This window comes from Flavobacterium aquiphilum (assembly GCF_027111335.1).
GTDB classification, from domain to species: domain Bacteria; phylum Bacteroidota; class Bacteroidia; order Flavobacteriales; family Flavobacteriaceae; genus Flavobacterium; species Flavobacterium aquiphilum.
Genome location: NZ_CP114288.1, coordinates 253,041 through 267,695, shown reverse-complemented (window position 1 = coordinate 267,695; position 14,655 = coordinate 253,041). Strand labels below are relative to the sequence as shown.

The following is a 14,655-nucleotide window of genomic DNA, read 5'->3' as shown; positions in this document are numbered from 1 at the left end:
GATTGGTTTTCATAACTTTGTTTTATGAATTTTCCCAAAAAACTTGCCGATAAACTCGAAACCCGAAAGCAAAACAAGTCGCTAAGGTCACTTCCAAAACCTAATGATTTAATTGATTTTGCTTCGAATGATTATATTGGTTTTTCCAAATCAGAAGTGATTTTCGATGCAACTCATCAGTTTTTATTGGATAATAATATAAAAAACAATGGTGCGACTGGTTCTCGATTGATTTCCGGTAATCATGCCTTATATTCACAAACGGAAGATTACATTGCAGAATTTCATCAATCAGAGTCGGCTTTGCTGTTTAATTCGGGTTACGATGCCAATGTCGGTTTTTTTAGTGCAGTACCTCAAAAAGGAGATTTGATTCTGTATGACGAATTGTGCCATGCCTCTATTCGCGACGGAATCCAATTATCGAATGCCAAGTCCTATAAATTCAAGCACAATGATTTTGAGGATTTGGAATTGTTGATTCAGCGTAATCCTGATGTTTTAATATACATTGCGACCGAATCGGTTTTTTCAATGGATGGTGATTGTCCGAACATGGAGGAATTGGTTACCGTATCGGAGAAATACAACTGTTATTTGGTCGTTGACGAAGCCCATGCTCTAGGCGTTTTTGGCGACAAAGGAGAAGGATTGATTCAATATCTACATTTGCAGGACAAAATATTTGCCCGGGTAGTGACTTTTGGCAAAGGTTTGGGTTGTCATGGAGCAGTGGTTTTGGGTTCAGAAGAATTGAAATCGTACCTCGTTAATTTTGCCCGAAGTTTTATTTACACTACGGGACTTTCTCCTCATTCGGTAGCCACTATTTTAATGGGTTACCATCATTTGGAAAAAGATAAAAATGCAGTTGAGTCACTTCGGAACAATATTGTCTTTTTTAATCAAGTGAAAAAAATGCTGTATTTGAGTCCGATTTTTATCCGAAGCAAATCGGCTATCCAAAGTGTTATTATTCCCGGAAATGAGAAAGTGAAAGCTATTGCCAATTCTCTTCAGGAAAATGGCTTTGATGTCAAAGCGATACTTTCGCCTACAGTTCCTTCCGGACAGGAACGTTTGCGTTTTTGCCTGCATAATTACAATAGCAAAGAAGAAATAACGCAAATATTGACGCTGTTAAGTAACTTTGTGAAATAGCCCGCGGATGACACGGATTAAACGGATTAACGCCGATTGTTTTTAAATTTACTTAGTAAAAGTCAGGGTGCAAATGACTTAATTTTAAATGATAAAGCAAATTTTTTATGAAAGATATACTTTATAAAGAAATTTCCGATTCAATATTAAAAGCATATTATGCTGTTTACAATCAATTGGGATATGGATTTCTTGAAAAAGTGTATCAAAATGCGATGTATTTTGAGTTGAAATCAAAGGGACTTAAAGTTGAAGCGCAAAAACAAATCAAAGTTTATTTTAAGAACCAATTAGTTGGCGAATATTTTGCAGATTTATTGATTGAAGATAAAGTAATAGTTGAGTTGAAAGCTTGTGAATTACTAATGAATGCTCATGTGGCTCAAACAATGAATTATCTGAAAGCTACTAAAATAGAAATAGGTTTAGTATTGAATTTTGGAGAAGAACCCGAATTCAAACGTATAGTATATACAAACGATAAAAAGTAAAATTAAAATCAGTGATAATCCGCTCAATCCGTATTATCCGTGGCTAAAAAAACATGAAACTATTCATCACAGGAATATCTACAGATGTAGGCAAGACTGTTGCCTCAGCTATTATTGTCGAAGCTCTCGAAGCTGATTATTGGAAACCAATTCAAGCAGGCGATTTGGACAATTCTGATAGTCATAAGGTCAAAGCTTATGTTTCTAATATCAAATCAAAATTCCATGCAAATGCGTATGCATTAAACACACCTGCAAGCCCTCATCTTGCCGCTGAATTGGACGGTATTATAATCGATTTGGATCAGATAAAAGAACCAAAAACTGATAACCATTTGGTTATAGAAGGTGCTGGAGGTGTTTTTGTTCCGTTGAACGATGCTGAATGTGTTATTGATTTGATTCAGTCTGATTATAAAGTGATAGTGGTTTCAAGACATTATCTGGGAAGCATCAATCATACTCTGCTAACAGTGGAATCATTGCTTAATCGTAAAATAGCGATTGGAGGAATTATTTTTTCGGGTGATGAAAATCAATCTACGGAATCTATTATTTTGAGTAAAACGGGTCTTAAATGTATCGGTCGAATCGAGCAGGAGCCTTATTTTGATCAAAATGTAATTAAGGAGTATGCTGATAGGTTTCGGGAGGAACTTTTGAAATTATAAGAAAATAGAGCCAAGAATAAAGAGTATAGAAAATAGAATATAGAGAATAGACTTTTTATCTTTGCAGAAAACTGTAGGGTTTAGTGTTTTTTCTATTCTCTATATTCAATTTTCTAAATCTAATGAGTTTAATAGAAAGAGACAGCCAACATCTTTGGCATCCTTATACCCAGCACAAGACAGCGGCACTTCCTATCGCAATTACTAAAGGTGAAGGTGCTTTGTTATGGGACGAAAACAGCAAAGTATATGTTGACGCAATTGCTTCTTGGTGGGTCAACCCGTTCGGACATTCCAACAGGTTTATTGCCGATGCGATTTACAGGCAGTTGACCACTTTGGAACACGTTTTGTTTGGAGGATTTACCCATGAACCCGCCGTTATTTTGGCAGAAAGGCTTTTGGCTATTTTGCCAAACAATCAAAAGAAAATTTTCTTTTCGGATAACGGTTCGACCTCGGTTGAAGTGGCAATTAAAGTGGCTTTGCAGTATTTTTACAATAAAGGCGAAAAGAGAACAACAATTATAGCTTTTGAAAATGCCTTTCATGGCGATACTTTTGCCGCAATGGCCGCAAGTGGAATTTCGTTTTACACACAGGCTTTTCAAGGAATGTTTATTGATGTGGTTCGGATTCCGGTTCCGGTGAAAGGTCAGGAACAGGAAAGTTTTGATGCTTTGCGAAATGTTATCCAAAACCATAATTGCGCTGGATTTATCTTTGAGCCATTGGTTCAGGGTGCTGCAGGAATGGTGATGTATGAGTCTGAAGCATTGGACGAGTTGATTCAAATTTGTCGGGAGAATAATGTGCTTACCATTGCCGACGAGGTGATGACAGGTTTCGGTAAAACCGGAAAAACGTTTGCTTGTGATTATTTGACACAACAACCGGACATGATGTGTTTGTCCAAAGCTTTGACGGGCGGAACCATTCCGATGGCGATTACGACTTTCACTCAAGATCTTTTTGACGCTTTTTATGACGAGGATATCAATAAAGCGTTATTCCATGGTCATACATTTACGGCAAATCCTACGGGTTGTGCTGCTGCATTGGCTAGTTTGGATTTGTTGGAAACAAAGGAAATGCAGCAAAATTTAGTCCTAATCAATAAAAGTCATCTGGAATTCAAAAGAAAGCTAGAAAACCATCCAATGGTTACAACGACAAGAGTGCTGGGCGTTATTTTTGCATTGGAAATAAAAACAGAAAGTTCGGCGAGTTATTACGGAACATTACGTAATAGACTTTATGATTTTTTTATTGAAAACGGCATAATTCTCAGACCTGTGGGGAATATTGTGTATATTTTGCCACCTTATGTCATTAGCGATGCACAATTGCAAAAAGTGTATGAAGTGGTGGAAAAGGCATTGGAAATAGTTTAAATTTGCATCGAAATAATTATGCAAAGATTCAAAAAGTAAACACAAAGAAACGCTAAGATATTTTTTCAAAATCTTTGCGAATCTCTGTGAAATTACTTTATGAATTTTCGTGAAATAAAATAAAAAGGTTTGTCACAAACTATCTCCATAACAGCCATAGCATCTATTTCGTCTTTAGGAAATTCATCCGAAACGATTTGGCAAAATTATCTTTCGGAAAATCCTTGTTTTTCAACACAATTTTTGGATCATCAAAACACGGCTGTAGCTGCCCTTGATGATGATTCTTTGGCTGAAGTTCAAACACTGAAAGAATCGGATATAAAATACAAATCTTTGGATCAGTCTGTATTGTTTGCGATGGTGGCTTCCCGCAAAGCAATTGAAAAAGCAGGTTGGAAAGAAGAAACAGAATTTGGTATCAATATTGGTTCTTCCCGAGGGGCAACTGATTTGTTTGAGAAACATTTTCAGGAGTATTTGGAAACCGGAAAAGCACAGACTTTGGCTTCGCCAACAACAACTTTGGGAAATATTTCCTCTTGGGTGGCTCATGATTTACAAAGTACAGGCCCCGAGATTTCGCATTCCATCACCTGTTCTACGGCTTTGCATGCGGTATTAAATGGTGTGGCTTGGTTAAAAGCCGGAATGGCCGATAAATTTTTGGTCGGAGGGAGTGAAGCTCCCTTGACTGATTTTACCATTGGTCAGATGCGATCCTTGAAAATTTATTCCAAAAGCGAGGAAAAATATTCAAATAGAGCTTTTGATTTGGACAAAAAACAAAATACCATGATTTTGGGAGAAGGTGCAGGAGCGTGCTGTCTCGAAATCGGTAAAAAAGAAAATGCCATTGCTTTTATTGAAGGCATTGGTTATGCGACTGAAATTTTGGAACACAACATTTCGATATCGGCCGAAGCAGTTTGTTTTCAGAAATCGATGAAAATGGCTTTGAAAAACATCGATATTTCTGAAGTGAATGCCATTGTAATGCATGCTCCCGGAACCATAAAAGGAGATTTGACAGAGTATAAAGCAATCGAAAAAATCTTCGGAAAAAATCTTCCCCTTTTGACAACCAATAAATGGAAAATCGGACACACTTTTGGTGCTTCGGGGATTTTGAGTATGGAAATGGCTATTTTGATGATGCAACACAATCAGTTCATCGGAGTCCCTTTTGCGGAAGCGCAAAAACAGACGAAGCCTATAAAAAAAGTTTTGGTGAATGCTGTAGGTTTTGGGGGCAATGCGGTGAGTGTGCTTTTGAGTTTATGATCTTCCACGTATTACCTAAAAACTGAACACTTAAACGGCTTACTGATCGTTGCCTTCTAGCTCCTTTACTTTATCGTAAATCAAGTTACTTTCAAACCCGCGACGTAACATATAGTCGCAGAATTTCTTCCTTTTTTTGAGCGTATTATTTTCAATGATGGAATTCCAATTTTTTTCGGCCAATTCCTCAAATGTGATGATATATTCCTCCGGATCAATTTCTTTTAGGGCGAGGTTAATCAGGGTTTGATTTATTTTTCGCATTTTCAATTCGTTGGTGATTCTGATTTTACCCCAATGTTTGATGCGATGTTTTCCACGGGCAAAGCTACAGGCGAATCGTGCTTCGTTGAGAAAATTATGCTCGATAAGATGCACGATCACTTCATCTATTTCATTTTGATTCAACTTCATATCCCATAGTTTGGATACCACTTCCTCATGACAACGTTCCTGATAGGCACAATAATGCTCAATTTTTTGGATGGCTTCTTTGAGGGAATAGATTTCTTTCATGTGTTTATAGTGTTGCTTCTTTGATTCAAAAATAACTTTTTTTGCTTGCATCAGGGGTATTATTTTTAAAAGATGTTGCACAATTAATAAATAGATATTTTATTACAAATTTGATACGGCTGTTTATTCAAAAAGCAATAAACTCTTGTTCGATTTTTTTCATTTAGTGTTATTAGGCGAGTAAAATAGTGTTTGATCGAAAAGAAAGGTATTTGCAAATCAAAGTAATTTATGTTTCTTAAATTTATAAGTATAACTAACTGTACTTCAGGTTTTTTATTTGGTTTAAAATGTGATTTAAGATGATTTGTTGAATATAAAAACGATTAGTCATGAAAAGAAAATTACCCCAAAATTTTGTTTCGCAAAAATTTTATTCAATTATCCTTTTAATTGGATTGTTTATTGTTGGGTTTAATCAAAGTATAATTGCCCAATGTTCTATTGTTGCTAGTCCAGCAGGAAATATAAATGCTAGTACATTAACCTGTGGGACTTCACCACTTAGTTCATGCAATGGGACTTTAACGGTTGGAAACGGATCTTCAATTACCAATATTTATATGGATGCAGCATTGGATCTTACCTGTTTGGGAGCGATTCAGGTTACAGTAAAAAATAAAGGTTCTTTTGATTTTTCGCCTGGGAATAACCGTTTGTATTTAGCCGAAGGCTCATCAATAACTTTTGAATCAGGTTCTAGCTTGATAGGAGGATCATGTAACGCATCTGAACGGATTTATATAGGAACAAATTTACTAGCAAGTTGTAATGGGGGTTCAGGTGCTGATACAAGTTTTAGTGATTTGTTGAATTATGGCGGAACTGGTAGTTTGGCTTCGAATAGTCCTGTTTGTGTTGGAAGTCAAATTATTCTTACTGCAACTCCGCCTCCAACATCTTCAGGAACTTTCACTTATTCTTTTTCAGGACCTGGTCTAACAGCGACTCCTTTCTCTCCCAGTCCAACGTATAGTTTTACTGCAACTGCAACAACAACTGGTACATATCAGGTTAAAATTAAAAATTCGGGTATAACAAATCCAATGATTGCTGAAATTTCCGTCGTTGTTAATTCGTTGCCTGCTACTCCAACAATCTCAATAGGTGGTCCTACTACTTTCTGCGCAGGAGGAAGTGTTGTTTTATCATCGAGTACAGGAACTGGCTATTTTTGGTCTCCGAGTAATGAGACTACGCAAAGTATAAGTGCAACAACATCGGGTAGTTACACGGTAAAACAGGTAGATTCCAACGGGTGTCAGAGTGCATCATCGTCAGCTGTTGTAGTGACAGTCAATCCAAATTTGCCTGCTAGTGTAAGTATCGGGGCATCACCTGCTGGAGCAATTTGTTCTGGAACTTCGGTGACTTTTACGGCTACGTCAACCAATGGCGGTACAAATCCGTCGTATCAATGGAAATTGAATGGGTCAAATGTAGGAACTAATTCAACGACCTATACCAATGCTGGTTTAGCCAATGGTGATGTGGTATCTTGTATGTTGACATCTAATGCAAGTCCTTGTTTAACAGGTAGTCCTGCTACTTCAAATTTTGTTACAATGACTGTAAATCCCCAACCTGTGGCCCCTACGTTGAATAATATTACTTTACTATGCAATCAAACTACGGCTACGCAAATTTGGACAGCAATTTCAAACATATCCAGTTATCGATTTGATGTATCTACGGATTCTTCATTTGGCTCTTATTTGAGTGGTTATCAAAACTTGTTAGTTGATGGGGCTGCTACTTCTTTAGATGTAAGCGGATTGGATTCCGCTATAACATATTATGTTAGGGCAAGATCTGTAAGCAGTACTTGTGGAATTAGTCCCAACTCTCCTGTTATAACTATTTCGTTACCTATTACCAAAACAACTGATGGCGTGACTTGGGATAATGGTGCGCCTGACAATAAAAGGGCGGTCTTTGCCGGAAATGCAACAATAACAAGTCAAGTAAATGCCTGTTCCTGTCAAATTAATTCCGGCGTTAATGTAGTTTTTGGAGTTCCTGGGGGAACAAATGCAAATGCAGTTCTAAAACTTGAAAATGGATTGAATGTGCTAGGTACAGGGACTTTAACTTTCGAGAATAATGCAAGTCTTATTCAGGTAAATGACGCGGCAGTGAATACGGGTAAAATCATTTATAAACGTATTTCGGCTCCAATGAAGAATTTCGATTATACTTATTGGTCTTCTCCGGTGGTAGGGCAAAAATTATATGATTTGTCACCCAATACGTTATGGGATAAATATTTTAGTTACGAAAATGGTAGTTGGCAAGTTTATCCATACGGTGTTGGAACTATGGATCCTGGAAAAGGGTATATTATCAGGGTACCAAAACCTAATTCAATTTATCCAAATGGAAATGACAATTGGACGGGGGCCACATATGCCCAGCCTGTTCAGTTTATTGGTGTTCCAAATAATGGTTCCATCACAATTGCCACGCAGGGAGTTGGAAAAAACAATCTGATAGGGAATCCTTACCCATCTGGGATGGATGCAGATTTGTTTATTACTGAAAATGCAAGTCTTATTGGTGGTGCATTATATTTTTGGACACATAATACAGCAATTACGCAAAGCGGTTCTTTTTATGTTTATGATTCAAATGATTATGCATCTTACAATTTAACCGGAGGGGTGGCGGCAACAACGGGAGGGGCAATTCCTAATGGTAAAATCGCCGCTGGACAATCCTTTTTTGTAGTTAGTAATAGTGCCAGTAACTTTGTGTTTAATAATAGTATGCGTAATACGGCTGATGTTTTGACTTCTGGATCAAACAGTCAGTTTTTTAGGATGTCCCAAACCAAGAAAATGGCAGCAATTGAGGAAAATAGGATTTGGCTAAACTTAGCCAATTCAGGTGGAGTCTTCAAACAATTGTTGGTAGGATATATTACAGGAGCTACTAATGAAATAGATAAATTATATGATGCTATTAGTTTGGATGGCAATTCATATATTGATTTCTATAGTATAAACAGTGGTAGTAATCTTGCTATTCAAGGCCGTACTTTACCTTTTTCAGAAGCTGATCAAGTTCCATTAGGTTATAGAACAACAATTCAAGGTTCTCTCACCATCAGTATTGGAAAAACTGATGGTATTTTGGCTGATCAAAATGTATTTATTGAGGACAAAGTTACTGGTGCTATTGCCAATCTTAAAAATGGACCTTATACTTTCTCTACGGCCACTGGAGTTTTTAATAATCGTTTTATATTACGTTTTATTGCTAATAATACATCAAAAATCGCCAGTAAAATTGTTTCTGATAGTGTAGATAATTCGGTGCTTGTTTTTGTAAAAGATAAACAGATAAAAGTCAATTCATTTGATCAAATAATTGATAAAGTGTTGGTTTATGATTTAAAAGCCAGCCTTCTTTATCAAAAAGAGGATATTAACAGTAGTGAGTTTGTTATTTCTAATTTTGCTTCGATTGAGCAATTTTTAATTGTACAAGTTTTACTTAAAAATGGTAAATGGATTACTAAAGAAATAGTTTTTAGATAGTTTGATATTTTTTTTAATTCTCATAAATCTCTTTCGCTAAGCTGGAAGAGATTTTTTTTGTGGCTTAACGCTTATTAAAAATATTACGTTTAATTGTTTTATCGATAATTTAGATTGATAGTAGGACTTATCAGGTATATAAATGTTTAATTTCTATTTTTGACACGTATAAATACGTGTTTTGCAGATTGTTATGTGATTATTTTTTTAGCAGTAACAATTAAGTATTTTTATTAACAGTCCCAAATCGATAATATTATGAATAGAGCTTTACTATCAATTTTTTTGTGCTTATTTTTTGTTAATGTTGGATTTAGTTCAACTATTACATTTATAGGAGCTTCTACCAATGCTACTACTAAGGATTGGAATACAGCAGCCAATTGGTCTTCGAATACAGTTCCCACATCAGATGATGATGTGTTAATCCCATCTGGAAAAACGGTTATAATTACAGCCGATTCATTTGCTAAAACAGTAAGTGTTACTGGGGCTTTATATCAAAACGATGGTGTTAGCTTAACGGTTTCTGGCAATTTTATAGTTAATTCGGGCGGGATTTTTGACATGTCAAATGAAAATGGATCCGGATCAATTGCTGCTTTATTAGTTTATGGAAACTATTCTAATAATGGAACTACTCAATTTTGGAAAGGAATTGTAATAATTGCAGGTAATTTATCAAGCAATACAACATCTACAATACAAAATAATGGTAATGTTGTAGTTGGAGGGGATATTATTGGAGTATTTGATACAACAGGTGGTACTGGATCGGGTCAAATTTATGCTGTTGATCCTAATGCAACGGTCACAATAACTCCAACTTCAATTGATAACAATGTTAATCCAGGAGTTGCTCCACAAACCCCAACAGAGAGCCAAGCTTTAATTGATCTTGTTAATACTGTAATATATGGGGGTGCTTGTTCTTTTACAGTAAATGATGTAGTAAGTCAGTCTGTTTGTTCGGGAAATAGTGCTGTATTTGCAGTGACAACGGGAGCTAGTTCACCTACTTATCAATGGCAGGTTAATAGTGGCTCTGGATGGATTGATTTGACAGGACAAACAACAGCTAGTTTGATTCTTACAAGTGTTACCGTAGGTATGAGTGGTAATAAATATAGAGCTAAGATTACTTCATCTTCTTGTACAAAAAGCGGCAATTATGGGGTTTTAACTGTAAATCCGGCTTCGGTGGGAGGAATTGTTGCAGGTAGTGTAGCGATTTGTTCAGGTACAAACAGTACGACATTGACATTGAGTGGACATGCAGGAACAATCACACGTTGGGAGTCTTCATTGGATAATTTTGCGACAGCTGGGACTTCTATCGCTAATACAACAACGACACTAACTGTTACAAATTTAATCGCTACAACATATTATAGAGCCGTGGTAGCCAACGGTTCGTGTGCATCGGCCAATAGTAGTACAGCAACTATAACTGTGTCAGATTTGCCTAATAATATAAGTAATGGTTTTAGCGCAACTACAATTTGTAGTGGAGGTAGCCCACAATTGACTTTTGATGCCGATGATACCACATTTTCGACTCCTTATAGTATTACTTATAAAAATAATGCTACTTCAACTCAATACACTGTCTCAATTCCATCAGCATCGCCTTATAGTTTTACGCCTGGTGACAACCCTACATCAAATGCTGGCTATACGTTAATATCTATTACTAATGGAAACAGTTGTACAAGAACTTCTTCTTTTGGCAATGCCGGAGCAAATTTGATTGTTCGCCCTATCCCAACAGCCTCTATTGGTGGAACAGCAACTGTGTGTGTTGGTTCATCATCTCCAAACATAACATTTACAAATCCTCAAACTGTGGCTGTGACAGTTACTTACACTATTAATGGAGGCTCGAATCAAACGATAAATATTGCCGCGGGTTCTTCAGCAAATGTACCGGTATCCACCGTTGCTTCAGGGAGTTTTGTATATAGTTTGGTTAGTGTGGTTTACCAATCTACTCCAGCATGTTCAAATACACTTTCAGGAAGTGCAACAGTTACTGTAATCGCTCCTTTGTCTGGGGTTTCAATCACTTCAACTGCTTCACAAACAATATGTTCAACAGGTTCTGGTTCTCTTTTAACGGTTGCAGAAACTGGAGGAGGAACGATAACTCATCAATGGGGTAAACGTTCAGTTTCAGGTGGAGCAATTACACCTATAAGTTCTGCGACAGGTTCAACATATACCCCGACAGGATCAGACTTAGATGTTGGTACATGGTATTTAATATGTACTTCAACACCTATTTGTGGAAGCGCAGTCACATCAAATGAAGTTATAGTAACTGTAAATCCAATTACACTAGCAGCCCCTATTTTGAGTGATGTCACATTGTCGTGTAATCAAACTACGGCTACACAAATGTGGACTGCAATTTCGGGAATTTCCAACTACCGCTTTGATGTGTCGACAGACTCTTCCTTTGGGACTTATCTCACGGGTTATCAAAATTTGTCAGTTTCATCTGCTGTTACATCTTTGGTAATTAATGGATTGAGTTCAGGGGTAACATATCATGTTAGGGCTAGAACAGAAAATGCTTGTGTAACTAGTCCTAATTCTACTACGGTTACTATTACTGTTAATTCTTCGCCAGTGAAACCAGTAGCTATATCTACCCAGCCTACCTGCGCTGTTTCAACAGGGACTATTACGGTGACTTCACCAACGGGAGCGGGACTTAGTTATAGTATTGATGGTTCTGATTATAGTAATACTTCTGGAACGTTCAATAATGTACCTGCTGGTGATTATTATGTGACGGTGAAAAATGCTTCTGGATGTATTTCAGTAGCTTCAGATAAAGTTTCATTAATTGTTGTTGGTACAACAACTTGGAATGGTTCCAGTTGGGATAATGGTTTTCCTGATAGTTCCAAAAGAGCTGTTTTTGCTGGAGATATAACAATAACAAGCCAATTAGAAGCTTGCTCTTGCCAAATTAACTCAGGGGTAAAAGTTGGGATAGGAGTTTCTGGAGGGTCAAATGCAAATGCTATATTAAAACTTGAAAACGGTCTGGATGTTCTAGGTACAGGAACGTTAACTTTCGAGAATAATGCGAGTTTGATTCAGGTGAATGATGCTGCAATGAATACCGGTAAAATTATTTATAAGCGTGTTACTGCCCCAATGAAGAATTTTGATTATACCTATTGGTCTTCTCCGGTAGTGGGGCAAAAATTATATGATTTGTCACCCAATACATTATGGGACAAATATTTTAGTTACGAAAATAGCAATTGGAAGGTTTATCCTTACGGGGTTGGAACTATGGATCCTGGAAAAGGATATATTATCCGGGTACCAAAACCCAATTCCATCTATCCTAATGGAAACGACAATTGGACGGGGTCTACATATGCCCAGCCTGTTCAGTTTATTGGTGTTCCAAATAATGGTTCCATCACAATTGCCACGCAGGGAGTTGGAAAAAACAATCTGATAGGGAATCCTTACCCATCAGCAATGGATGCAGATTCGTTTATCTATGATAACGCATCTGTTATAGATGGTGCATTATATTTTTGGACACATAATACAGCTATTACTCAAAGCGGATCATTTTATGTTTATAGTTCGAATGATTATGCTACTTATACTCTAACTGGGGGAACAGGTGCATCTATTGCAGTAGGAGCTCCAACCGGAAAAATTGCTGCAGGTCAGTCTTTTTTTGTTAGAAGTAAAGCTTCTGGGGATTTCGTGTTTAATAATTCAATGCGTAATCTAGCGGGGGGCTCCAATAGTCAGTTTTTTAGAATCTCAGAAACCAAAAAAGTGACAGGGAAGATAGAGAAGAACAGAGTTTGGTTGAATTTGAGCAATTCAGATGGAGCTTTTAAGCAAATGTTGGTTGGCTATATTACTGGTGCTACCAATGAGATGGATAATTTGTATGATGGTATCAGCTATGACGGAAACACCTACGTCGATTTTTATAGTGTTAACAAAGAAAAGAAACTTACCATACAGGGTCGTGCTTTGCCTTTTGATAAAACAGACAAAGTGCCTTTGGGGTACAGAAGTACAATAGATGGAACTTTTAAGATAAGTATTGATAAAGTTGATGGGGTATTAGCCAATCAAAGTGTTTTCATTGAGGATAATGTGACTAAGACACTTCATAATTTAAAGAATGGTCCCTATTCTTTCACTACAGCTAAAGGGACTTTTAATGATCGTTTTGTGTTGGTTTATGTAGATAAAAATGCAGTAGTAGCTTCTCCTGTGGTGGATAATCCACCTTTGATCGTAGAACAACCAGTGACAGTTGAATCTGCGGTAGTTGTCGACTCTAAAGTAGCAGTTGATTCTTCGATAGTGGTTAAATTGCCAGAAGTTGAAGCATCTGTTGTAGAGCAACCAGTGGTAGTTGAGCCAATAGTAGTTGTAGATTCTACAGAGACAGTTGATCCTTCGATAGCGGTTAAATTACCAGAAGTTGAAGCATCTGTTGTAGAACAACCAGTGGTAGTTGAACCAAAAGTAGTTGTAGATTTTACAGAGGCAGTTGATCCTTCGGTAGTGGTTAACTCTCCAGAAGTTGAAGCATCTGTTGTAGAACAACCAGTGGTAGTTGAACCAACTGTAGTTGTAGATTTTACAGAGGCAGTTGATCCTTCGGTAGTGGTTAACTCTCCAGAAGTTGAGGCATCTGTTGTAGAACAACCAGTGGTAGTTGAACCAAAAGTAGTTGTAGATTTTACAGAGGCAGTTGATCCTTCGGTAGTGGTGAACTCTCCAGTAGTTGACGTATCTGTTGTAGAACAACCAGTGGTAGTTGAACCAACAGTAGTTGTAGATTCTAAAGTGGCGGTTGATCTTTCGGAAGTGGTGGACACTTCAGTAGTTGTTGATGAACCTGTTGTTGTACATTCACCGATAACAGTTGATCCACCAGTTGATATTGATACATTAATAACCGTTGATTCTCCTGTTGTGGTGAACCCTTCAGTGGTTGTAGAACCATCGGTAACAGCCGACCTTCCTGTAGTGGTGAATTCGCCAGCGGCGGTGGACGCACAAGTAGCAGTTGACCCAACTATTGATAAACCAATTGATGACAGTAAAAATAAAGGGCTTGTTGTTTTTGTTAAAAACCGTCAAGTAAAAATAAGTTCTTTTGACCAGATAATGCAATCAGTTATGGTTTACGATTTGAGAGGAAGACAGCTTTTTGAGAGCAATAGTGTGAGAAGTAATGAATTTGAGATTAACAGTTTGAATTCGAGTAACCAGTTTTTGATTGTTATGGTTCAGTTAGCAAACGGAAAATGGGTTACTAAAGAAGTTATTTTTAAGAATTAGTTTTTATAACAATATTTTTACAATTAGGCTGTCTTAATTTTGGATAGCCTTTTTTATTTTAAGAAGTTTTTAGAATCTATAATTATTTGATAAAAGGTGACATGATATTAATATCCTTAAAATGATAATTGAACAAATTGTCAATGGTTGTGAGTTGATTGATTTTTTTAATGATTAAAAAAAATGAACAGGAAAATTTGTAAATAAACATCTATAGATTGATTTAATAATTGTAGATCAGTTGATTAATAAT

At 36.8% G+C, this 14,655-nt stretch carries 8 protein-coding genes; 7 read left to right on the top strand and 1 reads right to left on the bottom strand.

Annotated elements, in window-relative coordinates; genetic code table 11:
• The first annotated feature begins 24 nt into the window (after positions 1–24).
• The 5 genes from OZP12_RS01000 (at position 25) to OZP12_RS00980 (ending at position 5,001) form a co-directional block, all read left to right on the top strand.
• On the top strand, positions 25–1,161 hold the full coding sequence (locus OZP12_RS01000) for an aminotransferase class I/II-fold pyridoxal phosphate-dependent enzyme (RefSeq protein WP_281227186.1): 1,137 nt from the start codon (positions 25–27) through the stop codon (positions 1,159–1,161).
• A 107-nt stretch (positions 1,162–1,268) separates the two neighbouring features.
• Positions 1,269–1,652: a GxxExxY protein gene (locus OZP12_RS00995; RefSeq protein WP_281227185.1), complete on the top strand. Its 384-nt coding sequence runs from the start codon at positions 1,269–1,271 to the stop codon at positions 1,650–1,652.
• A 53-nt stretch (positions 1,653–1,705) separates the two neighbouring features.
• Positions 1,706–2,323 carry a dethiobiotin synthase gene (bioD, locus tag OZP12_RS00990; protein WP_281227183.1) on the top strand — a complete coding sequence of 206 codons (618 nt, stop codon included), beginning with the start codon at positions 1,706–1,708 and terminating at the stop codon, positions 2,321–2,323.
• A 122-nt stretch (positions 2,324–2,445) separates the two neighbouring features.
• Positions 2,446–3,717 carry an adenosylmethionine--8-amino-7-oxononanoate transaminase gene (bioA, locus tag OZP12_RS00985; RefSeq protein ID WP_281227182.1) on the top strand — a complete coding sequence of 424 codons (1,272 nt, stop codon included), beginning with the start codon at positions 2,446–2,448 and terminating at the stop codon, positions 3,715–3,717.
• Between the two features lie 129 nt (positions 3,718–3,846).
• Positions 3,847–5,001, top strand: a complete 1,155-nt coding sequence (locus OZP12_RS00980) for a beta-ketoacyl synthase N-terminal-like domain-containing protein (protein WP_281227181.1) — start codon at positions 3,847–3,849, stop codon at positions 4,999–5,001.
• A 39-nt stretch (positions 5,002–5,040) separates the two neighbouring features.
• Here OZP12_RS00980 and OZP12_RS00975 read toward each other — a convergent pair whose 3' ends face one another.
• Positions 5,041–5,517, bottom strand: a complete 477-nt coding sequence (locus OZP12_RS00975) for a regulatory protein RecX (protein ID WP_281229109.1) — start codon at positions 5,515–5,517, stop codon at positions 5,041–5,043.
• A 332-nt stretch (positions 5,518–5,849) separates the two neighbouring features.
• On the opposite strand from OZP12_RS00975, the gene OZP12_RS00970 reads away from it, so the two are divergent.
• Together OZP12_RS00970 and OZP12_RS00965 are read left to right on the top strand one after the other, a co-directional pair.
• Positions 5,850–9,056 carry a DUF8693 domain-containing protein gene (locus OZP12_RS00970; protein ID WP_281227179.1) on the top strand — a complete coding sequence of 1,069 codons (3,207 nt, stop codon included), beginning with the start codon at positions 5,850–5,852 and terminating at the stop codon, positions 9,054–9,056.
• 258 nt (positions 9,057–9,314) lie between these two features.
• On the top strand, positions 9,315–14,402 hold the full coding sequence (locus OZP12_RS00965) for a DUF8693 domain-containing protein (RefSeq protein WP_281227178.1): 5,088 nt from the start codon (positions 9,315–9,317) through the stop codon (positions 14,400–14,402).
• Positions 14,403–14,655 lie beyond the last annotated feature (253 nt).